The sequence below is a fragment of the Rhizobium sp. R635 genome (assembly GCF_002211285.1).
GTDB lineage: Bacteria > Pseudomonadota > Alphaproteobacteria > Rhizobiales > Rhizobiaceae > Rhizobium.
Map to the genome: position 1 here is coordinate 112,615 of NZ_LOKX01000005.1, position 22,089 is coordinate 134,703.

Annotated in this window: 17 protein-coding genes; 12 read left to right on the top strand and 5 right to left on the bottom strand. The window is 59.7% G+C overall.

Translation table 11 applies throughout. From position 1 onward, the window contains the following. Positions 1-16 precede the first annotated feature (16 nt). The 4 genes from ATY78_RS06480 to ATY78_RS06495 are packed head-to-tail and all read right to left on the bottom strand — an operon-like array spanning position 17 to position 5,410. Positions 17-2,227, bottom strand: a complete 2,211-nt coding sequence (locus ATY78_RS06480; protein WP_088681509.1) for a polysaccharide biosynthesis tyrosine autokinase — start codon at positions 2,225-2,227, stop codon at positions 17-19. After that, positions 2,224-3,369, bottom strand: a complete 1,146-nt coding sequence (locus ATY78_RS06485; protein ID WP_088681510.1) for a glycosyltransferase family 4 protein — start codon at positions 3,367-3,369, stop codon at positions 2,224-2,226. Before ATY78_RS06485 ends, ATY78_RS06480 begins: the two co-directional genes overlap by 4 nt. Next, a complete protein-coding gene (locus ATY78_RS06490; protein WP_088681511.1) occupies positions 3,363-4,463 on the bottom strand; it encodes a glycosyltransferase family 4 protein in 1,101 nt (366 codons plus the stop codon). The genes ATY78_RS06485 and ATY78_RS06490 overlap by 7 nt, the downstream gene beginning before the upstream one ends. Next, positions 4,460-5,410 (bottom strand): glycosyltransferase, encoded by a 951-nt coding sequence (locus ATY78_RS06495; RefSeq protein ID WP_088681512.1) that lies wholly within the window; start codon positions 5,408-5,410, stop codon positions 4,460-4,462. Before ATY78_RS06495 ends, ATY78_RS06490 begins: the two co-directional genes overlap by 4 nt. A 493-nt stretch (positions 5,411-5,903) precedes the next feature. Between ATY78_RS06495 and ATY78_RS06500 the strand changes: the two genes are divergently transcribed. The 6 genes from ATY78_RS06500 (at position 5,904) to ATY78_RS06525 (ending at position 15,112) form a co-directional block, all read left to right on the top strand. Next, complete coding sequence (locus ATY78_RS06500) at positions 5,904-7,226, top strand: O-antigen ligase family protein (RefSeq protein ID WP_088681513.1); 1,323 nt, start codon at positions 5,904-5,906, stop codon at positions 7,224-7,226. Continuing rightward, the gene (locus tag ATY78_RS06505; RefSeq protein ID WP_088681514.1) at positions 7,223-9,352 is read left to right on the top strand and encodes a right-handed parallel beta-helix repeat-containing protein; all 2,130 of its coding nucleotides are present in this window, start codon (positions 7,223-7,225) and stop codon (positions 9,350-9,352) included. The genes ATY78_RS06500 and ATY78_RS06505 overlap by 4 nt, the downstream gene beginning before the upstream one ends. 476 nt (positions 9,353-9,828) lie before the next feature. Next, positions 9,829-10,686 (top strand): WecB/TagA/CpsF family glycosyltransferase, encoded by an 858-nt coding sequence (locus ATY78_RS06510; RefSeq protein ID WP_088681515.1) that lies wholly within the window; start codon positions 9,829-9,831, stop codon positions 10,684-10,686. Between the two features lie 15 nt (positions 10,687-10,701). Next, the gene (locus tag ATY78_RS06515; protein WP_088681516.1) at positions 10,702-12,195 is read left to right on the top strand and encodes a sugar transferase; all 1,494 of its coding nucleotides are present in this window, start codon (positions 10,702-10,704) and stop codon (positions 12,193-12,195) included. Positions 12,196-12,252: 57 nt separating this feature from the next. Further along, on the top strand, positions 12,253-13,296 hold the full coding sequence (locus ATY78_RS06520) for a UDP-glucuronic acid decarboxylase family protein (protein ID WP_088681517.1): 1,044 nt from the start codon (positions 12,253-12,255) through the stop codon (positions 13,294-13,296). 4 nt (positions 13,297-13,300) lie between these two features. After that, positions 13,301-15,112, top strand: a complete 1,812-nt coding sequence (locus ATY78_RS06525) for a glycosyltransferase (protein WP_088681518.1) — start codon at positions 13,301-13,303, stop codon at positions 15,110-15,112. Between the two features lie 81 nt (positions 15,113-15,193). On the opposite strand, the gene ATY78_RS06530 is transcribed toward ATY78_RS06525, so the two are convergent. Continuing rightward, positions 15,194-15,961, bottom strand: a complete 768-nt coding sequence (locus tag ATY78_RS06530; protein WP_088681519.1) for a response regulator transcription factor — start codon at positions 15,959-15,961, stop codon at positions 15,194-15,196. 564 nt (positions 15,962-16,525) lie between these two features. Between ATY78_RS06530 and ATY78_RS06535 the strand changes: the two genes are divergently transcribed. From ATY78_RS06535 to ATY78_RS06560, 6 genes are read left to right on the top strand one after another with little or no spacing between them, the layout of a single operon-like run. Then, positions 16,526-17,032 (top strand): acyltransferase, encoded by a 507-nt coding sequence (locus ATY78_RS06535; RefSeq protein ID WP_088681520.1) that lies wholly within the window; start codon positions 16,526-16,528, stop codon positions 17,030-17,032. Continuing rightward, a complete protein-coding gene (locus tag ATY78_RS06540) occupies positions 17,029-18,066 on the top strand; it encodes a Gfo/Idh/MocA family oxidoreductase (RefSeq protein WP_088681521.1) in 1,038 nt (345 codons plus the stop codon). Before ATY78_RS06535 ends, ATY78_RS06540 begins: the two co-directional genes overlap by 4 nt. Next, positions 18,063-19,166, top strand: coding sequence for a DegT/DnrJ/EryC1/StrS family aminotransferase (locus ATY78_RS06545; protein WP_088681522.1), 1,104 nt, complete (start codon positions 18,063-18,065; stop codon positions 19,164-19,166). Before ATY78_RS06540 ends, ATY78_RS06545 begins: the two co-directional genes overlap by 4 nt. After that, positions 19,156-19,872 (top strand): acyltransferase, encoded by a 717-nt coding sequence (locus tag ATY78_RS06550; RefSeq protein WP_088681523.1) that lies wholly within the window; start codon positions 19,156-19,158, stop codon positions 19,870-19,872. The genes ATY78_RS06545 and ATY78_RS06550 overlap by 11 nt, the downstream gene beginning before the upstream one ends. After that, positions 19,869-20,840, top strand: a complete 972-nt coding sequence (locus tag ATY78_RS06555; protein WP_088681524.1) for an NAD-dependent epimerase/dehydratase family protein — start codon at positions 19,869-19,871, stop codon at positions 20,838-20,840. The genes ATY78_RS06550 and ATY78_RS06555 overlap by 4 nt, the downstream gene beginning before the upstream one ends. Then, positions 20,837-22,051: a DegT/DnrJ/EryC1/StrS family aminotransferase gene (locus ATY78_RS06560; protein ID WP_088681525.1), complete on the top strand. Its 1,215-nt coding sequence runs from the start codon at positions 20,837-20,839 to the stop codon at positions 22,049-22,051. The genes ATY78_RS06555 and ATY78_RS06560 overlap by 4 nt, the downstream gene beginning before the upstream one ends. Positions 22,052-22,089: the final 38 nt, after the last annotated feature.

Sequence of the window (22,089 nt, forward strand, 5' to 3'; positions counted from 1 at the left end):
CCAGCGATGCTCGAATTCATGCTTCAAAATCGTGGTATTTCATCAACGATCTTTCGAACAACTCTGAATCGCTGAAGTTGTATTTGGCATGCTGCTTCGGTTGGACATCGTTTATGACGACCGAAAGCTCGGCATTGCGTACGCTTTTCAGCTGCTGCAGGCAGAATTCGACGGCGCGACGGCTCGTCTTTCCCCATCTGACGACCACCAGCGTTCGCTCCGCTGCCGCCGTCAGATGCATCGTATCGGTCGAAGCGAGCACGGGCGCGCTGTCGAAGACGACGATCTTGCCTCTGACGCGGGCCATTTCGATGATGTCAGCTGCATCGCTCGAATGGGTGTGCCGATGGAGCCGGGGATTGCCGGCCGGAATGAAGTCGATACCGCTTGGATGGTGATGAATGATGTCCCCTAGTCGCACCTGTCCACCCAGGAATTCATTCAACCCATGCTCGAGCTCCGATTGGAAAAACGAGTCCAGCCTTCCGTGTCGAAGATCGCCGTCGACAAGCAGCACCGGAATTCCGTTTGCGGCGAGTTCGATTGCCAACGATCTGGCGACAAGCGACTTGCCTTCTCCGCTGTGGGCCGACGTCACGACGATGCTGTTGGGCAACTTTCCGCCATTGGATTGTTTGAGCGAAATGATGACGGTGCGAATTGCCTCGTCGAACATCCCGTCCGGCACCTGCCCGAAGAATGTCGACGGATTTCCCCCGTCTTTCCTTTTCAAACGCGGGACGAATCCGGCGGGGACTATGCGCGGCATGCCGGCCATCTGGTCGAAACTACGGACCGACTTGTCCATCATCTCGACCACGAAAGCGGCTGTCACCGCGATCGAAACTGAAGCCAGGAGGGCGCCGACCAGATAGAAAAGCCGTCCGCGTCCCTGCGGCGCGAGCGGTACTGCGGCCGGCGACAAGACTTCCAGTTCGGCGCCCGGCAGCAAAGCTTGCCCGGCCAGGGTCCTGCGGTTCTCCTCGAGCTTATCGAGCGACGTTTGCTCCTTTTCAGCCAGGCGCTGGAGCCGCATCAGTTCCGTTTGCGCCAGGGCAGAGCGAGAGCGCTTATCGTGAGCCGCCGCCAATGCCGATTGGACTACGTCGTGCTCATGATCAAGCGCCGCAAGCTTGGCGCGTATCGACTGGAGATACCGGTCGATCGCAAGGCTGAGATCGGTGCGGGATTTAAGGATTTTCGCGCGCGAATCGACCACTGCTTCGGCGGTGTTGCCATATGTTTCGAGAAGACGGTCGAGATCTTGTTCCTGCGCACGAAGCTCGCGTTGCATTGCGCCGATGCTGTCGGGAATAACGATGGTCTGCAGGGCAAGCGACGGGTCGTCGGCCGCTTCCAGTGTCGATATCGTTGCTCTCATTTCAGCGCGGCTTTGGTCGATTTTCGTCTGCCGCTCGCCCAACTCCATTATCGACTTGATCTGTTCGACCTGAGCTTCGTCATTTGAGACGACGTCCATCGTTTCCTGATATTGGTCGGCGGCGTCGCGTGCCGCCTTGGCTCGACCCTGCTGTTCGGCGATGCGCCGCAAAACCCATTCTTCCGCCGCGTCCAGGCGGCCGCGGAAGCTGTTCTTTCGCTCTTCAAGGTAAATACTGATGAGCCGGTTCGGGACCGAGGCTGCCAGCTTGGGGTCACTCGCATCGAAGCCGATCTGAATGACGTCACCCTGGCCGTCGCGCCACACGCGGAGCGCCCTGTAATATTCCGGAATTATGGGCTCTATGCTGTTTCGTGCCGACAACGACGATTTTTCTCTGTCGACCAAGCCGCGCATCAGTGCCCGGATCTCGCCGATGAGCGAGGTCTTCCGCAGCGCCGGATTGAACTCCGGCCACTGATCGAGCCTCAGGTCGCGGATGACCCGCTCTGCGATGCTTCTGGAAAGAAGCCGCTCGGTCTCCGATGTGACGTCCAGCCGATCGTTGAGGCCGGCGTCTTCCGCGTCGAGCGTCGTGGCCAAAGGCCGGTGGATGATCAGCCGGGACTCGGCATGAAAGGTCGGCTTCAACCCCGAAATCCCGATTGCGGCAATTGCCATGAGCAGCGCGACTATGGCCGCGATCATGACCATCCTTCGCCGGATGAGGCGCAAGCCTGATGTCAGATCGAAATCGTCCGATCTGGTCTCCACCTGAAACCGGGGATCGTAGCGCATCGACGAGAGCGAGGTGTTGCGGTCTGGCGGGACGGTTGAAATTGTCATCGTTCGCCAACCATCGTTCGAGGTTGCACGGAGACGGCTTCATAGAGTTTTTCCAGCGATCGCATGTAAGCCCTCATGCTGAAATGATTGAGATAATGAGCGCGGCCCTTCGTCGAGAGATGGTTGCGGACTTCCGGATCGGTGACCAGTTTCGCCAGCGCCGCAGCCAGGGCATCCTTGTCTCCGACAGGCACGAAGACGCCGGTTTCACCGTCAAGGATGACTTCGTCATGCGCGCCGACGCGCGTGGTGACGACCGCAAGCCCGTGGGCAAGCCCTTCGACCACGGCCATTGCCAAGCCCTCGGCATGCGAGGGCAGGACCAGGATATCCGCCTTGGCGCACAAGGCTTGCGCCTCGTCGGCGCCAAGCCAGCCCGGCATTTTCACGAGATCGGAAAGCCCCATGGCGGCAGCCTGGCGCCGGTAATGTTCCACAGGCCCGTCGCCTGCCAGCACGGCTCGCCAGCGGAGCTCTTTCATAACAGGATGGCTCAAGGCAAGCAGAAGCTCCTGAACGCCCTTGCGTTCGCTCAGCCGGCCGAGAAATACGATCAGCGGCGTCTCGCCGACGTGAACGCTGCGCGCACCGGGGTCGGGAACACAATTGCGGATGACGGCTATACGGCGCTCGTCCACGCCCAGAAGCGTCGCCAACGTCGTGCGGTCGCGCTGGCCGAGCGCCACGACCTGGTCGGCATGCTGGAACATCCGGCGTATGAGCAGCTGCTGACGCGGCGAGCGGGCGGCAAAGTCGGTCGCATAGTCGTAATCGTGCAGGTGCAATATGTGGGAGCAGCCGAGAAGACGGGCAGCCTCGGTCAGGATCAGTTTTCTGGCGGTGCTGCCGCGGCCGGCGACATGAATATGGTGAATGCGCGCCGGAGCGATGATCCGATCCTTCGCCATCGTCAAGATGGCGCCGAGCAGGCGCAAAGGCGACTTCGCCACGGACCATCGCGGTCCTCTGGTGTCGGTGACGAAGTGTGTTTCTCCCGCTTCCCTGGCCGTGTTGGATATATAGCCGACCAGCCTGCCAATTCCGCCGCCGTTTTCGCAACCGCCCGGGACGTAGTGGCGCACGGTTGCTGGCGCGCTCCGCGTCACTGGCCGATTTTCATCCGTGAACACCTTCATCAGCATGCGCCGACCACCTCCCGATAAACGGCCGCAGCCTGAGCGCCGACCCGTTCAGGCGAATTCGGTCCTTTGGCCCATCCGAGCGCGTTGTCACCGAAACTGTTTCTAAGCTCGCCGTTGTCCGCCAATGTCCTGATCGCCGCCGCGAGTTCCTTGGCGTCGCCGGGCGGGACCACCAGTCCCAGCCCATTGGGCTGAACCGTGTCCCGCAACTCGCCGACATCGGTCACGATAACAGGTTTGCCGAATGCGGCGGCGAGGTTCAGCACGCCGCTTTGCGATGCTTCCGTGTAGGGAAGCACGACGATGTCGGTATCCAGGAAAAGCTGGGCGACCTCTGCATCCTCGATAAAGCGATTGCGGATATCGTAGCGGCTGGCATCCCCCATGAGCGACTGGAATACCAGCGGATTGTCGCCTCGGCCCGCGACCGTGATGCGCAGGTTGGGAAGCACATCCTTGAGCATCGCCTCGGCCCGGACCAGATGTTCCAGGCCTTTGTAGGCAAAGATCCGTCCGAAGAGCAGGACGCGGATCGTTCCATCCGCTTGCCGCGGCGCCATTTTCTGTTGCCGGGCGAGCTCCGCATAGCGAAGAATGGAGGGATGCGACAGGACATGGACACAGTCCGGCGATTTCGAATATCGATCGAGAACCAGCCGCTTCAGTCCCTCGCCGTGAACGACGAGATGTCCGGATTGCTTCACCATCAATTCGGGAGCCCAGACGGGCAGCGTACGGGTATCGGCATCGCCGGGATGGATCTGCACGTCATGAATGGTCGTCACGAGCGGGATCGGGCGCCAGAACGGCACGGCGAGGTTCAGCCAAAGCGTCGAATTGCTGAGGAGATGAATGAGGTTCGGCTGCTCCCGCCGGATCAAACGCGTCAGCTGATACAGAAACCAGGGATTGGAGAGAGAACGGTGTCTCGGCCAGTCCAGAAGGTGCAGATCGACAGCCGGATCGAAAGAGGAAGCAAGGTGGGCGTAACGCCGGCGGGGAACTCCGAGCACGACCTGCAGATGTTGCGCAACGCCGCTGGCGTAGGAGATGGTGTAGTCTTCGAGTTCGGAAACCAGCAGGAGCGCCTTCATTTCGCCGGCTCCGACAAGCCGAGGTCCCGACCGCGCCGGGGCAGGTCGTGGGCCGTGCGCAGCGCATCGCGCATCCGCCTCGGCAGGTTCGGTTCTCCGGCAAAAAAGAACCCTTCGACGGCAAGTCTGAGCCTGGTGCGCATATTCACTCCGTCAAGCCTTGCTGACGCGATCCGGTAGGGATAGTGATCCGTCAGGCGCAGTCTCGCCGGCAGATCGTTGGCTGAAAGAAAGCGGTTCGTCGCTTCGACGGTCGCCTGCCAATGCGCCATTCGCTTTCGCAGCATGGCGGCATCATCGATCGGCCGATACCAGTTGTTGTTGTGGATTCGGTAGAAACCGAGCGAATCCGGCAAGGCGGCAACGTCCCCCAGAAACGGATAGATCCCCGTGAGCCACGCGTCGGCCGATATGCGGAACTGTTCGGGAATATTCCCTGCGGCATCCCACGCACGACGCCGTACGGCGATGGCCGAGGTCATCGGGAAGGGCCACCAGCCGGCCGATTTCGTCAGCCGCAGCGATAAATCTCCGGAACATAGGGTTCGGGGGATCGGCTTGAGGGTCGGCGAGCCATCGCTCAGCACGGGCTGAAGCCGGTGGTAGACCAGCGACAGTTGCGGATTGGCATGGAATGCCGATGCCGTCGCAGACAGCTTGTCCGGCGCCCACCAGTCATCGGCGTCCAGAAAGCAGAGGATGTCGCCGCGGCTTGACCGCACGGCGGCATTCACTGCGGCTGCCTGCCCCCGGTTCTCCTGGAAGAGCACCTTCACCCGGTTGCCGTAGGCTTCCAGAACGGAGCGCGACTGGTCGCTGGACCCGTCGTCGACGACGATGATCTCGACGTCGGGCGTTTGCTGACTCAAAGCGCTGTCGATCGCACGACCAACGAAGCGGCCATAATTGTGATTGTTGATGAGGACGCTGACGGCTAGCCGCTCCATGACACCCTCTCAAATCAATCGCCGTGCCACTACCGTGACGAGCGACGCATCTGTCATGTAGCGTGCGGAACCAGGACCATGACGCAAAACCATAGGAACCCAACCCTTCCAGGCATCGGCTGCCGACAGCCGGCGCGCACCAGAACATTGCTTCACTTCACCGGAAACTGTGGCGCGGCGTGCTTCGCGGTGTGCATTCCTCGCCAAGCTAGCGATGAATGGGCACGCATAACATCTGCTCTTATGGGCAATCCCGTAGACCCCGGCACCAACCTTTGGGGGAAGTTCCTCCCAAGGGCTTAGGCGCACCAACGTCCTTGGATGGTGGGCGGCGCATTGGAAGTAGCCCGGCCTTCATTTGTGTAAGTTGATTGCCGGCATGGCTGCATGATTGTTCCTTGATAGAACAGCGCAGTCATGAAAGCAGACATATGTCTTTCCAAATTGCCGCGACCGACAGCCTCTCATCCGTCCAAACCAGCCGGCGACGACAATGAGCGCATATGGGCTTAGAATCACCAGCAGGCCGGCCATCGGCTGGCGAACCATCGAATGCTGGGGCGCCGGCGTGTCGCTTTTCCTCCAGACGGGGGCGCTTTTTCCGCTCATGCTGGCAGATGCCGATGGAGCGCTCAGCGATCCGGCCAAGGCCATATTGCGCCTCCTCTGCCTGCCCGTATACGCATTTGCCGGATTGATCCTGATACGAAATTTTCCGCAGTTTCTGATCGCGCTCCGGCGCAGCCTGCCTTTCCCCCTGCTGCTCGCCCTGCCGTTCTTGTCGGTCCTGTGGTCGGTCGGCCCGTCAGCGACCTTGAGACGCGCCATCGGCCTGCTGTTTTCTGTGCTTCTGGCCTATGTGCTGGCGATACGCTTCACCCCGCGGCAGCTGCTTCTGCTCGTCTTTGCGACCGTGGGAACATGTATCGTCATGAGCGTGGCCATTCTCGGAGCGTCGCCGAGCCTTGCCCGCATGCCCCTGGATGGCGCGCTGCGGGGCATCTTCATCCACAAGAACAGTCTCGGTTGGTATGCCAGCATCATGATACTGGTGGCGACCGCCGTGCTGAAGGACGGCACTCTCGGCTGGCGGCGAACCGCCATCACCTTGCTGATCGCGGGCGGGTTCTGTCTTGTGGGCTCAGGATCGATGACCGCGATCATTGCGACGGCATCGGCATTCTGCCTGATCGGGTTCTATTCCCTCTTGCAGAGAACCAGCGGCATGGTCCGCATCGTCGTCATCCTGTTTTTCGTTCAAATGTCAGTCGGCCTTCTCATCGTGCTTCACGAATTTCTGGTTCCGTTCCTCGAAGCGCTCGGCAAGGACGCCACTTTGACGGGCCGGGTGCCGTTGTGGGAACTGGTCGATCGCCAGATAGCCGATCATCTGCTGCTCGGCTTCGGCTACCAGGCGTTCTGGACGGACGCGAACCCCGAAGCCTGGATCATCTGGTCAAAAATCCAATGGCAGAGCCCCCACTCCCATAATGGATACCGCGATACGATACTGAGCTTCGGAATAAGCGGACTGAGCCTGTTTGCGCTGATGCTGTGCCGCGCAGTGCGCCAAGGTGCGATCCTTCACTGTCGCGATACGCAATATGGCTGGCTCTGGCTGAACGTCTTCACGATCATGGTTTTGGTGATGAATCTGACCGAGAGCCTGTTTCTGATCCCGAACGACGCCATTTTCATTCTGTTTGCCACTGCCATCATCATGTTCTCGCTCTACGCGCCCGTCGTTTCGGCCAGCCCCTGCCCACCGCAGCCGGCGCCCGCAACGAGCATGACGAGGGAGCTGCAGCTCTCATGAGGCGGCGCTTCACGCTGATCTTGAGCATCTTTTCCGCCGCGTTCCTTCCGCAGCCGGGCAATACGGCCTCGGTGACGACGGACGCGGATGCGCCCGATCTGATGCAGAGAACGATCCGGGAAGCGACTTGCGCGGAAGCTTCGGCGGCGACCTTATCGGCCAAGCTGGCAGGGACTTCCTTGAGCGACATAGCGACCGGCACATCCGCGGCAAGGACATCGTTCTACGTTTCTCCGGATGGCGACGACGGCTGGAGCGGCCTCCTTCCCCAGCCAAATGCTGAGCGCACCGACGGTCCGTTCGCCAGCATCGAAAAAGCGCGTGATGCCGCGCGCGCCAAGCCTGGCCAAAGCACGATTGCGATGGGCGGCGGAGACTACTACCTCGTGCAGCCCATCGTCTTCGACGCTCGCGATGCAGGCCTCATCATCACGGCGCGATGTGACGAAACACCCATTTTATACGGTGGCCCGCTCATTCGTAACTGGACGTCTCAAGCAGCCGGCCGCTGGACGGCGCCGCTGAGGTTGCCGCCTGATGAAGCGGTGGGCGATCTTTTCGTCAATGGGATCCTCCAAACCCGAGCCCGCTTTCCCAACGCACCCCTTGACGGAGATCCGCGCAAGGGATGGCTGTTCGCGGCCAAATGCGAGCAGGACACCGATGGCTGGCAAGGCAATACACAATTTTGCTTCCATGCCGGCGATCTTCCGGCATTGGGAGATCCAACCGGGCTCGTCGTTCACATCGTCGGCGGTTTCAAGCCGGGAAGCCAATGGGGCAGTGACACGCTCCCGGTCGTTTCAGTCGACACGGCAACGCGGACCGTTCACACCAAAGGCACCGGCTATTTTTTCACAGGGGAAGGCAGCCGCTATTTCTTGACCGGGGCAGCGGCCCTGCTCGATGCCCCTGGGGAATGGCGGTATGACGTGGCTGCGGGACAGCTCGACTATATCCCTACCGATGGGCTCTCACCGAGTTCCGCCGTTGTCGCCGGCATCCTGCCGACATTCTTCAAGCTCGAAGGCGCCGACGGCATGGTCGTGTCGGGGCTCGAGTTTCGCGATGGATCTCCGCTGGGAAGCGGCAAGTTCTACACCGACACCAGGGGGTTTGGCGCCATACGGCTCGAACACGCGCACCGCGTCAGGCTGCTCGGCAACGTCATCGAAAATGTCGGCGTCGGCATCCACGTGAGCGAAAGCGAGGATGTTCTGATTGCCGGCAATGTGATCGGCGATGTGGCCGGCAACGGGATCTACGTCGGCACGACCTATGGCAGCTTCGGCAAATCGAACGGCGCCCGAATCCTGTCGAACCACATCCACGACATCGGAAGGGTCTACTTTGAAACCGCGGGAATATGGTTCCAGGCGACCGAGGATATCAGGGTCGCCCATAACCTGATCGAAAATGCCGCGCAATTCGGTATCGCCGGCGGCTCGCTGTGGGGCGCGCAAGACGCAGTGCACGACGCAGTCATCGAGTATAACGAGATCCGCAATGCCAATCAGCAGACGGCAGACGGCGGCGCCATCAAGATGATGGGCGAGCAGGCGGACCTCCTGAACAGCAGCATCCGCTACAATCTGGTTATCGGCACAAGCCACCTCATGAACAGGGCCGATGGGACGTTCTGGCCTTCCGGATATGAGAATATCAATGAATGGCCGACCCCTATCAGTTGGGCGATCTACACCGATGGCAAGGCCAGTGGTGTGCGCATCGAAGGTAATACGCTCTCGGACAACGTATCGGCGATCGGCATCAACGGCGGCTGGAGCAATCTGGTGACGGGAAACGTCATCAAACGCGGATCGGGCGCGGCTTTTCGCGTCGATGACGGCACCGGCTGGGGTTGGCATCCGCCATGGGCTGAGCCTAATCGCATCGAGAACAATACAGTGTCGATCGACAGCAGCAGCGGGCTTGCAGCCTACGTCTACGCTCCGAACCACGGGCCCGAATCCGTCGCGTTCGCGCACAACCGCTACATCGGCAATTTGAACGGCAAGAGCTTCCGAATACATCCTGACATCATGCGTTGGGGAGAATTTGGCAGCCTGCGCGATCTCCAGAGGGCCGGGGCGGACACCGGAAGCGTCGTCGCGCCGCCCGATTGACAAGAGGCGCCGAGCAGACCCCGAAACTCTCGTCCGAATCCGCCGCAGGCTTTCCACCCGATCCGGCGTCAGGAGCTCCCTGATGACGATATGGCCATCGGAGCTCAAATCTTTCTGCAACTGGCTGGCTCTGTCGGGCGCCTCTGAAGGCTCACCAGCCGGGGCGTTCATCCCGCATGTTTACTACACCTCTCTCCTCCGCGTTGCCATCGCTAAAAATATACTAGTTCCGCGCGAGCTCGACTATCTCCAGCGGATTCACGAAGGTCAAACCGCTCCTTTGGGGCAACTGCCATCAAAAGGAGCATTACGACAAGCTTTGGGGTACATGGACTTACTTCGAATATTGTAAGTCCTCATGGCGGAAGGCGTAAATATAGAGCTTCTTCTACGTCCAATAGCTGGAACAGCAAGTATGGAGGCAATCGGCCTGCCAGCATATTCTGATGACAGTTTCAGTCGCGAAAGCGCAGGTCATGAGAAAGCAACCAGCAGACGACAGCCAAACTTCAGCTCACCATCCCAAGGGCTCCTTGGAATGGACGAATGTCCTTGGTGTTCGCGTTTCGGCAGTCAATCTCAAAAGCGCGACTGGATTTATTCATAAAGCGATCGAAGACGGCAGGAAGGAATATGTGTGCGTTCGCGACGCGCACGGCGTCGTCCGCTGTCAGGATGATCCCGAACTCCGGTCGATCCATAACCGGGCGTTCCTCGTGACCCCTGACGGCATGCCGCTGGTATGGGCGTTGAAGCGTGCCGGTCATTCGGAGAGCGACAGGGTCTACGGACCCGACCTGATGCTGTCCGTTTTCGAGGCCGGCACATCGAAGGGTATACGCCACTTCCTTTATGGCGCAACGGATGAGACGCTGCAGCAGTTGCAGGCGCGCCTTCTCGCAAGATTCCCGGAAGCCGAGATAGCCGGCACCTACGCGCCGCCCTTTCATAAGCTGTCACCGCAAGAGGAAGCCGATATTGCAGATCGGCTCAATCGATCCGGCGCCGATATCATCTGGGTCGGGCTGAGCAGCCCCAAGCAGGAACTCTGGATGGCGCGCATGCGCGATCGTCTGGATGCATCGATGCTCATCGGCGTCGGAGCTGCATTCGATTTCCACGCCGGCCTCAAGCGGCAGGCTCCAAGGATCATTCAAAGAAGCGGCTTCGAATGGGCGTTTCGTCTTCTGTGCGAGCCGCGACGGCTGTGGCGGCGCTATGCGCTCGTCGTGCCGGCCTTCATTTCATTGACAGCATTCCAGAGACTGGGACTTCGAAAGTTTCCGATCGAAGACGCCGTTTCTGGATCGGGTACATCGAGACAAATGCGGTAGGGGAGTATAAGCGTCATGTCCTTATTTGCACCGTCAGGGATGGCAACGGGGCCGTCAAAGGCGCCCCCATCGAATGACATGACGTCGCGGGCGATTGCGGCAGGCTCCGTGCCGCCCATAGCAGCCAAGACGGCCGATCCCCTTCTGCGGGCAGGGTTGAAGAGTTCAGCCGCGCTGCGGCGCCGGCTTCCCCGCTTCGCAACGTCGTGCTTCCTGGTCGGCGGCGACATTGCAAGCTATCTGATTGCCTATTTCGTTCTGCTGTCTTTTCTTCCCGCTGGTGCGGAGGGCACGATGGCGGAGCGTGCGTTCACGATCGCGGCACTGTCTGCGATTGTTCTTTACGCATCGGCCGGCCTCTATCCCGGATATCGGCTGCACGGCTACGAACATCTGCGGCGGCGCATTGTCGCTGCCGTCAAGGTGGCCGTCCTGACGGCATTCGCAGCAATTATCCTGCCGGAGGCGGGAGGACTGCTGCTTGCCGTGATCGTGCTGCTCGGTCTTGGGCTGATGATTCAGCCACTCTTGCATTGGCTTGTACGGAGCCTGTGCTGGAGAGTTGGAATGTGGGGGGAGCGCGCGGTCGTCATCGGGGGGCGCAACCTTACGCCCGCGCTCCTCGCCCATTTCAGAGACCACTGGCAGTATGGCATCAGGCCGGAGCCGTTTTTTTCCGATAGTTTGGAGGCATTGCCCGAAGGCGGGCCATCCATTGCCGTGATTGCGGGCGACACGGGCTCGCTCGTGCCCGACCTGGCCGCGATGCGCGGGAAGTTCGCCGAAATCATTCTGCTCTCCGACACGCCGAGCTTCAAGGTCAGCGGATTGCGGCCTGCCGATGTCGGCGGAGAGGTCGGCATTCGCCTCACCACCGGCGGGAGTTCGCTCAACTCGGATCTGGTTCGCCGGATCGTCGATCTCGCGATCGCCATTCCTGCGGCAATCGTGGTCACGCCATTCATCGCGATTGCAGCGGCTGCAATCTATATCATCGATCCAGGCCCGGTCTTCTTCCGTCAAACCAGGGAAGGACGGTCCGGCAAGCCGGTGCACGTTCTGAAATTGAGGACGATGTACCAGGATGCGGAGCAGCGGCTCGAAGCGCTGTTCCGGGACAACCCCGCCATGCGCGCGGAGTGGCTGAGCCATTTCAAACTCAAGGACGATCCGCGCATCCTTCCGGTCATAGGGCATATGCTGCGCTCTTCGAGCATCGACGAGCTCCCGCAATTGGCCAATATCATGGCAGGCCAGATGGCCTTCGTCGGACCACGCCCGTTTCCGGAATATCACCTTTCCGCGATGGACAGCGAATTTCGAGACAAACGCCGGTCCGTCACGCCGGGGCTCACGGGCCTTTGGCAGATATCCGAACGAAGCAATGCGGATATCGAGCTGCAGCAGCAACTCGACGAGTTCTATATCGACAACCGATCCTTGTGGTTCGATTTCCACATCCTTCTCAGCACAATTCCCGCAGTCTTGAAGGGCAAGGGAGCTTGCTGACCTGTTCGTCGTCCTGAGGGCAATCATCAAAAACGGAGCACATCAATGCACGGACAAATGCACGGACAAAAGCGAGTCATGGTTACCGGCGGCACCGGATTTCTGGGGTCTTTCCTGTGCGAAAGACTTTTGCGAGAGGGTAACGACGTCCTCTGCGTGGACAATTACTACACCGGTTCGCGCGACAATGTGCTGCATCTTCTCGACGATCCCCGCTTCGAGATCCTCCGCCACGACATTACCTTCCCGCTCTATGTGGAAGTCGACGAGATCTACAACCTCGCCTGCCCGGCATCTCCGGTCCACTATCAGTTCGATCCCGTGCAGACCGTGAAGACCAATGTGCACGGCGCCATCAACATGCTCGGCCTGGCCAAGCGCACCAAGGCGAAGATCTTCCAGGCTTCCACGAGCGAGGTCTACGGCGATCCGGCGGTCCATCCGCAGCCCGAGGAGTATCGCGGCAGCGTCAATCCCATCGGTCCTCGTGCCTGCTACGACGAAGGCAAGCGCTGCGCCGAGACGCTGTTCTTCGACTATCATCGTCAATATGGCGTGGAAATCCGGGTGGCGCGGATTTTCAACACCTACGGGCCGCGCATGCAGACCAATGACGGCCGCGTCGTCTCCAACTTCATCGTCCAGGCGCTTCGAAACGAGCCGATCACGATCTTCGGCGACGGCAGGCAAACACGGTCGTTCTGCTATGTCGACGACCTGATCGACGGTTTCATCCGCTTGATGGGCGCGCCTGCCGGGGTCACAGGCCCGATCAATCTCGGCAACCCCGGCGAATTCACGGTCCGGGAACTGGCCGAAATGGTGGTCGAAATGACGGGATCGAAGTCCGGCATCGTCTTCAATCCCCTGCCGATCGACGACCCGACCCAGCGCAAGCCCGACATCAGCCGGGCAACGCAGCAACTGGGCTGGCAGCCGAAGGTGAACCTTCGTGAGGGGCTCGGAAGAACGATCGCCTATTTCGAGTGGAAGCTTTCCGGTGGCGCAAAGAACAAGCGCAGCGCCAAGTCCCGGCAGGAGGCTTATTCGCATCCGCTTTCTCAGAAAGCCGGCTTCACCGTTCCGGAAATCACACGATAGAGGCATGGACAGCAACGTCGATCACCGCAAACCAAGGCTCGTATTCTTCCAGTGGGACCATCAGCCCAATGCGAATGCAGCCGGTTACCTGCTGCTGCACATGCAGCAGCAGGTCAAATGCCTCGCCACACACTTCGATGTCGTCGTCATAAACCGCGACTGCGATTATGCAGAGATATGCGACCGGTACGAACCGGATCTGGCGCTGTTCGAAAGCGGCTACCGGTCACACGGGTCACGGCGGATAAAAATCACCAACATCAATGCCCGAGTTCCGAAACTCGGCCTTCACAACGCCGATCCATGGTGCGACCGGCGCAGCGGCTTCCTTTCCGATATGGAGCACTGGGGCATCGAGACCTATTTCTCGATCGGAACCATGACGCCCGAATACATGCCGGAGCTTGGGGATAATCTGTTCGTCTGGCCAAACTTCATCGACCCCGACGTCTATCGCGACTACGGCCAGCAGAAGGTCATACCGGTCACACTCACGGGCCAGGTCTATGGCCTCTACCCCTGGCGGCAGAATGTCTTTCCGATCATCCGCGACCGCTATCCCTGCCTGGTCTCGCCGCAACACAGCTATGAGAGCAAGCTTGCCTCCCAGCTGTTGTCGGGAGAGGCCTATGCGCGCGTCCTCAACGCGAGCTTCGTCGTCCCCACCTGCGGAACCGCCGGCGGCGAGGTCGTGCGCAAGCACTTCGAGATCCCCGGGGCAAATGCCTGTCTCTTGACGGAACGTACCGAAGCAGTGGAGGCCGCCGGCTTTTCCGACATGGAGAACTGTGTCTTTGCCGACCAGCGCAACGTGGTCGAACGATTGGAATACCTCTTTGGTCATCCCGATGAAATGCAGCGTATCGCGACGTCAGGCCACCGTTTGGTCCACTCGCGTCATACGCTGAAGCACAGACCGCAAATATATCAATGGTTCATGCTGAACAGAGGCTTGCGATTTGGCGAAAAGATCATCCAGCTCGGGCCGTTCGGCGATCTCATAAAGGTCGAACGCAATTCACAGCAAGGAAGCACGCACATTGTCGGTGAGGCGAGCGATCGCGCCTTGCTGAAGCAGGGCGATCTGCTTCTCGAGCAGGGCAGCGTGGAAGAGGCCAAGCAATGCTACCTCCGCTGCCTGGACTATGTGTCCTACCTGCCTGAAGCCAAATTCCGCCTGGCCATCTGCGCATTGCATGAGGGCGATGCTGATCGCGCCTATGACCTCATGGTGAACTTGGTCAAGATAACGATGATCGACTATGGGGCGAGTGACCCGGATCCTGTGGAATGGGCATATTTCCTCCTTGCCTTGGTCTGCAAGGGAGATTTTGAGCAGGCGCGGAAATTGCGGGATTTCTATCCAAGCCTGTCCCACGACGAACTCAGGCGCGTGCGCCTCGTCCTCGAGCAACCGGGTCGAAAAAGCAATCGGGCTGCCTCGGGAGAGTACCGCAGCGATCGAAAAAGCATTCACCGGATTCCCACGCGGAGCGATCACGAATGGCTTTCATGGGTTGCCGATATTCTCGAGCGTTGCCAGAAGCCGGATCTCGCGAACGCTCTTCGTGATGTCCCCCTTGCCGTGAACGAAACCGCATCGCTGCACACCAAACATCATCCTTCCCTGCGCCTGCGATTCTACTCGGGCATAGATGGCCTGATGATCAAGCTGCGTCTGAACAGCTTGAGGCCGAACGTGCCGCCTCTGCCGGAATTTCAATATCTTCGGCATCTCGCGCGGGGTCTGGTTCCGCCTTCACAAAGGGGTCCGCTGCGCAGGATCAGAATGGCGCTCACGAAGTCTTCTTTGTGACCGCTAAAAAATCTCGTGGCGCAAATTTGTTTTGCGCCACGAGTGAAAAGGCTTGATCGGCTGACGGTATCAGCGCTGTTCTTAGTTCGCCCCAGAGCCTGCAAGACTATCCGAAAAAAGATCGTTGAGCTTGAACACGACTTCCGTCCTATTCGTTGCCTTGACCTTTTTCATGATGTTGCGGACATGCACTTTGACCGTGCTTTCTCGCAGGTTGAGCTCATAGGCGATGATCTTGTTCGCCTTTCCGCGCCGCAGCGCCGCGACGACTTCGGCCTGACGATCGGTGAAGATCCCGGCCAGCGGGTGCGCCGTCGAGCTGTTCGACTGCAACAAGTGACGCATGGCGAACAAGGCGCTTGCGGGCACAAAAAGCCCTCCTGCCACCGAGAGCACGATCAGTTCCACGCAGACCTTGATACTGACCGTGGCAGGTATGTAACCCTTGGCCCCGTAGTCGATCGCCTTCACGATCTGGCCGAAATCGTCACTGTCGGCCAATATGACGACCGGTGTCGACGCGAATTCCGACGAAAGGTTCTTGATCTGCTCCGAGACGGCAGGATCGTCGACCATCTTGCCGCCGACGTTCAAAAGGATTGCCGAAAGCGGAGGATATTCTTCGCGTTTTTGCTTCCACTCCTCAATCGATCCAAACGCCACAATAGCGAATTCATCAGTGTGGCCGGCCATGCATTGCGCAAGGCAGTGCCGATCAAGCTCCCTCTTGTCGAGAATGAGAAGCGAGTGCTTTGGAGTTGCCGGCCGCGTAAGCGCCGCCAAACCATTTTCTATCTCTAGAGGAATAGATGTGTTTTCCTGCCTATGGTTTATGTTTATGGAATTCAAAGCCCCATCCTCCTACTCGTTTACTAGGACTTAACCCAAAGTCGAATGTCCAACTCCCCTGTCGACATGGGTGTTTCACTAACAAAAGTGCTAATTGAATACCATATTTCTGAGGTTTCCATACTAGTTAATAGTAGTTACTCCAGATCATGCGTTCCGCAGGAAGCTGTAAGCGGTTAAATTTTTTAAACTAACCAATCAATTTTTAAGTGTCTCATATATAGACGTATAGCATTACTATAGACATTCAATTGAACTCGCTAAACTCATGTAAACAATGCCCATCTTCGGTGTAAGGGGCAGGGGCGAGCGCGTCATGACCTGCCGCCGCCCCCGGTTGATGAGCATCAACCTTCGCATGCGGGCATCACCCAACTTTCGTACGCAGGTACGCCTTTAGGTGAATAAGCTTCCACGTTTTGTTTCTTTACTCAGATGGAGAAAACAATTCTCTTTGTGAGGCAAAGAAATATTTGTTCTGCCGAAATGAAAGCTTGGACACATCTATGCGGGTGTCTGTTTCGGCAAAATAGAGCTTGTTGAAGAGTAGGGGGTGCAGGCGTAATGATTGCATCGAACGTCAAGCTGGATGACAGCTGCGTCATCCATCATCCAGATCTCGTGAATCTCTATGGCTGCACGATCGGCGCGGGAACGCGCATCGGCACCTTCGTCGAAATCCAGAAAAACGTCCTCGTCGGAGAGGACTGCAAAATATCAAGTCATTCCTTTCTCTGTGAAGGCGTGACGCTGGAAGACGGCGTTTTCATCGGCCACGGGGTCATGTTCACCAATGACACCTATCCGCGCGCCGTCAATTCGGACGGAAGCCTGCAGACCGAAGCCGACTGGGTTCTCATCCCCACTCTCGTCAAGCGCCACGCATCGATCGGCAGCAACGCCACCATCTTGCCTGGCGTGACCATCGGAGAGGCCGCACAGGTCGGCGCCGGCGCTGTCGTCACCAAGGATGTGCCTGCCGGCGCCATTGTCGCCGGCGTTCCGGCCAGAATCATCGGTCGCGTTCATGACCGAGCAGTCACCATGCAAGCGTTGGGAGAAATGCGATGATCGGTATCGCCGTTGTCGGGTATGGGTATTGGGGTCCGAATCTGGTTCGCAACATTTCGGAAGCGACCGGCGCGCACCTCGTTTCAGTCTGTGATCTCAATGTCGAACGGTTGGCGGCCGTCAAAGCGCGCTATCCGGCAATAACGATCACCGATAAATTCGAGGACGTTCTGGCCGATCCGAGAGTGGATGCAATCGCCATCGCAACGCCGGTCTCGACCCATTTCAAGCTCGCGATGCAGGCCATGATGGCTGGAAAGCATGTCTTCGTCGAAAAGCCGATGGCATCGACGACGGATGAAGCCGCACGGATGGTCGAGGAAGCCGCGCGCCGGCGCCTCGTGCTGGCGGTGGATCATACCTTCGTCCACACCGGCGCCGTCCGCAAGATGCGCGAACTGGTCGAAAGCGGCCTGGGCGACATGTATTATTACGACTCCGTCCGGGTCAATCTGGGATTGTTCCAGCACGATGTCAGCGTCATCTGGGACCTCGCGGTGCATGATCTCTCCATCCTGGATCATGTCGTGCAGGAAAGGCCGGTGGCTGTTTCGGCGACGGGCATGAGCCATGTGCTGGGCGAACCGGAGAACATCGCCTATCTCACGCTCTTCTTCGAAAGCAAGCTCATCGCCCACGTCCACGTCAACTGGCTGGCGCCGGTCAAGGTCCGCCGCACGCTGATCGGCTGCAGCAACAAGATGATCGTCTATGACGATCTGGAGCCCAGCGAAAAGATCAAGGTCTATGACAAGGGCATCACCCTTTGCCCCAATTCGGATGCCTATGGCGAGAAGGTGCATCAGATGATGGTCGGCTACCGCAGCGGCGACATGTGGGCGCCCAAGCTCGATATGACCGAGGCCTTGAAACGCGAACTGGATCAGTTCGTCGAGTGCATCGAGCAGAATTCGCGCCCCATTGCAGACGGCCAGGCCGGGCTGCGTGTCGTTCGCATCCTCGAGGCAGCCAGCCGGTCGCTCGCCCAGCGCGGCCGCATCATCGAGCTCGAAGAGGCGAGGCGCATCGCATGATCCCGTTTCTGGACCTCAAAGCACAATATCAATCGATCAAGGGCGAGATCGATGCCGCCGTGCTCGGCGTCTTGGCCTCGGGGCAATACATACTGGGGGAGGAAGTCCTCCGGCTCGAGCAGGAATTCGCCGACTATTGCAACGTCAAACATGCAATAGCCGTCAACACCGGGACGAGTGCGCTGCACCTGTCGCTTCTGGCGGCCGGTGTCGGCCCCGGCGATGAAGTCATCACCGTGCCGTTCACCTTCGTCGCGACTGTTTCGGCGATCTGCTACACGGGCGCAACACCCGTATTCGTCGACGTGGAGCCCGTGACGCTCACGATGGATCCGGCTCAGCTGGAGGCGAAGATCACCTCCCGGACCAAGGCGATCATTCCCGTCCATCTCTACGGCCAGATGGCCGATATGGACGGCATCATGGCAGTCGCCGATCACTACGGCATCCCCGTCATCGAGGATGCCTGCCAGGCACATGGCGCCCGGTATAAAGGCGCGCGCGCCGGCAGCATCGGCGCATCCGGCTGCTTCAGCTTCTATCCGGGCAAGAATCTCGGCGCCTGCGGCGAGGGCGGTATCGCCGTCACGAACAGCGACGAGCAGGCCAAGACCATGCGCATGCTGCGCGACTGGGGTCAGGAACAGCGATATCACCATCTGCTGAAGGGCTTCAACTACCGCATGGATGCCATTCAGGGTGCCATCCTGCGCGTCAAGCTCCGGCATCTCGAAGCCTGGACCGAAGCCCGCCGCTCGCATGGCCGCCGCTACTCTTCGCTGCTGGCAGGATCGCCGCATTTGCGAACGCCTGTCGAAGTTGCCGAACGGCGGCATGTCTACCATGTCTATGCCGTCAGAAGCGGCGATCGCGATGGCCTGCAGCGTGTGCTCACGGCAGAGGGCATTCCGTCCGGTTTGCACTATCCGATCCCTGTCCATCTGCAGAAGGCCCATGCCGACCTCGGCCACCAGGTCGGCGACTTCCCGGTTTCGGAAGCCGCCGCACGCGAGGTTCTCTCCTTGCCGATCTATCCTGAGATGCCCGTACAGCACGTCGATCAGGTCGCGGCTGCGCTGGAGTATGCCTATGTCAGCTAATCCACGCGAGGCTCGCGTCGTGCGGGCCGTTCACGGCCGCAGCCAGAAACCGGCGGATCCTGCCTACCAAGCAGGGCTTGCCGAAGAGCTCAGGCAATCCTATGGACGCGCCGGCCTGATCGAACTCTACGGCCGCTTCGCGACAGGCGACGGCGTCGTCGACAGCCTGATGCGGAAAGCCATCTGGCAAGCGATTACCCGGCGTTGCGGCGCGGGGCTGCAGGTTGCGGGCGGCGCCGGTTTCAAACACCCGGAGACGTTCGAAATCGGCGATGGGGTGTTCATCGGCGCGCAGGCCTATATCCAGGGACGCTTCGACGGCACCTGCGTGATCGGCGACAATGTCTGGATCGGCCCGATGGCCTATTTCGACGCGCGTGACCTGGTGATCGAGGATTCCGTCGGGTGGGGGCCTGGCGCCAAGGTGCTTGGCTCGACCCACACGGCACTGCCGATAGATGTTCCGATCATTCGCACGGATCTTGAAATCAAGCCGGTGCGCATCTGCGCAGAGGCCGATATCGGAACGAATGCGACCATTCTTCCCGGCGTGACCGTCGGGAAGGGGGCGATCGTCGGAGCGGGAGCCGTTGTCGTTTCCGACGTCGAGCCGTTCTCGGTTGCCGCGGGTGTACCTGCGAAATTCATACGTTGGCGTTCGGAGAATGATCCGATGACGAACATGTCGCGTGAGGGAAGATCATGAGAAACAAACGGGTGCTCATTACCGGCGGCGCCGGTCTGATCGGTTCGCATATTGCCGATCTCGTCGCATTGGAAAAACCTCGCGAGATCATCGTCCTCGACAATTTCGTGCGTGGGCGCCGGGATAACCTCAGCACGGCAATATCAAGCGGGTCCGTCAACATCATCGAGGGCGACATCCGCGACAGAGCGCTTCTGGCGAAAACCTTCGAAGGCGTCGACATCGTCTTTCACCAGGCGGCGATCCGCATCACCCAATGCGCGGAAGACCCGCGGCTCGCTTTCGATGTTCTGGCCGAAGGCACGTTCAACGTCCTCGAAGCTGCCGTAAAGGCAGGCGTGTCGAAGGTCGTCGCTGCTTCCTCCGCATCGGTGCTGGGGCTCGCCGAAAGCTTCCCGACGACCGAAGCGCATCATCCCTACAATAACCGGACGATTTACGGCGCGGCCAAGACCTTCAACGAGGGGCTGCTGCGCAGCTTTGCAGAAATGTATGGCCTGCGTTATGTGGCGCTGCGCTATTTCAACGTCTACGGACCGCGAATGGACGTTTACGGCGCCTATACGGAAGTTCTCATCCGCTGGATGGAGCGTCTTGCGGCCGGAATGCCGCCGCTCGTCTATGGAGACGGCAGCCAGACGATGGACTTCGTGGATGCGCGCGATATCGCGCGGGCAAACATTCTCGCCGCCAAGAGCGACGTCACGGACGAAGTCTTCAATGTCGCGAGCGGCCAGGAAATAAGCCTCCTGGAACTCGCGCAGATGCTGAGCAGCATCATGGGCGTTTCACTCGAGCCGCAGCACAAGGAGGCCCGGACGGTCAACGGCGTAACCCGTCGTCTCGCCGATATCAGCAAGGCCGAACGGCTCCTCGGCTTCAAGGCTGAGATCTCGATGGAACAGGGGCTTCGCGATCTCGTTGCCTGGTGGCAGCAGCAGACCGCCGCGGGAGGAGCGGCAGCATGAGCTCACCTCAATCCACAATTCCGGTCGCCAAACCCGTTCTCGGGGAGGAAGAGGCCGAGGCCGTGCGCCGCGTCATTCTGTCGGGATGGGTGACACAGGGACCCGAAGTCGCGGCTTTCGAGAGCGAATTTGCAGCCTTTGTCGGTGCCCCGCACGCCTGCGCCATGTCCAACTGCACGACCGCGCTGCATCTGGCCTTGAAGGCGGTCGGCGTCGGCGCCGGCGACGAAGTCATCACGGTCAGCCATTCGTTCATCGCAACGGCCAACGCCGTTCGGTACTGCGATGCGGTGCCTGTTTTCGTCGACATCGAGGCGGACGGTTACAATATCGATCCCAGCCTGATCGAAACGGCTATCACGCCCCGCACCAAGGCAATCCTGTGCGTGCATCAACTCGGCATGCCTTGCGATCTCCGCGCCATCGTGGAGATCGGCAAGCGCCACTCGCTGCCGGTCATCGAGGATGCGGCCTGTGCGACGGGAAGCGAAATCCTGTGGGACGGGCGCTGGGAAAAGATCGGCAAGCCGCATGGCGACATTGCCTGCTTCTCCTTCCATCCCCGCAAGGTCGTCACCACGGGCGATGGCGGCATGCTGACGACGGCGAATGCGGAATATGACCGCAAATTCCGGCTGTGGCGCCAGCATGGCATGAGCGTCACCGACGCCGTCCGCCACGGCTCGAAGCAGGTGATCTTCGAGGACTATGACGAGCTGGGCTACAACTACCGTATGACCGACCTCCAGGCTGCGGTCGGACGGGTGCAACTGCGCCGGCTGCCGGAACTGGTTGCGCAGCGGAGGCGGCTTGCCGATCAATATTGCGAGCGTCTCTCCACGATCCCAGGCCTGTCGATTCCGACCGAGCCCGATTGGGCTCGCAGCAACTGGCAAAGCTTCTGCGTGAGATTGTCTGACGAAATCGACCAGCGAGCAGTCATGCAAGCGCTGCTCGATCAGGGCATCTCGACGCGGCGCGGCGTGATGAACATTCACCTGGAGGGAGCCTATTCCGGCCAAGGCTCCCATCGCGCCGCCACCAGCTTGGCGCGAAGCATATCGGCGCAGCAGCAAACCGTGATCCTGCCGCTGTATGCTCAGATGACGGAGGCTGATATCGCCAGGGTCGTCGAGACATTGCGCCAGGCCCTCGCCGGCGCCGGCACCGGGCGCGTCGTTCGTCAGCCGGAGCAGGCCGTACCTGCCTGAAGTGACCCCTGCAGACTGTGGCATGTCGATACAACATC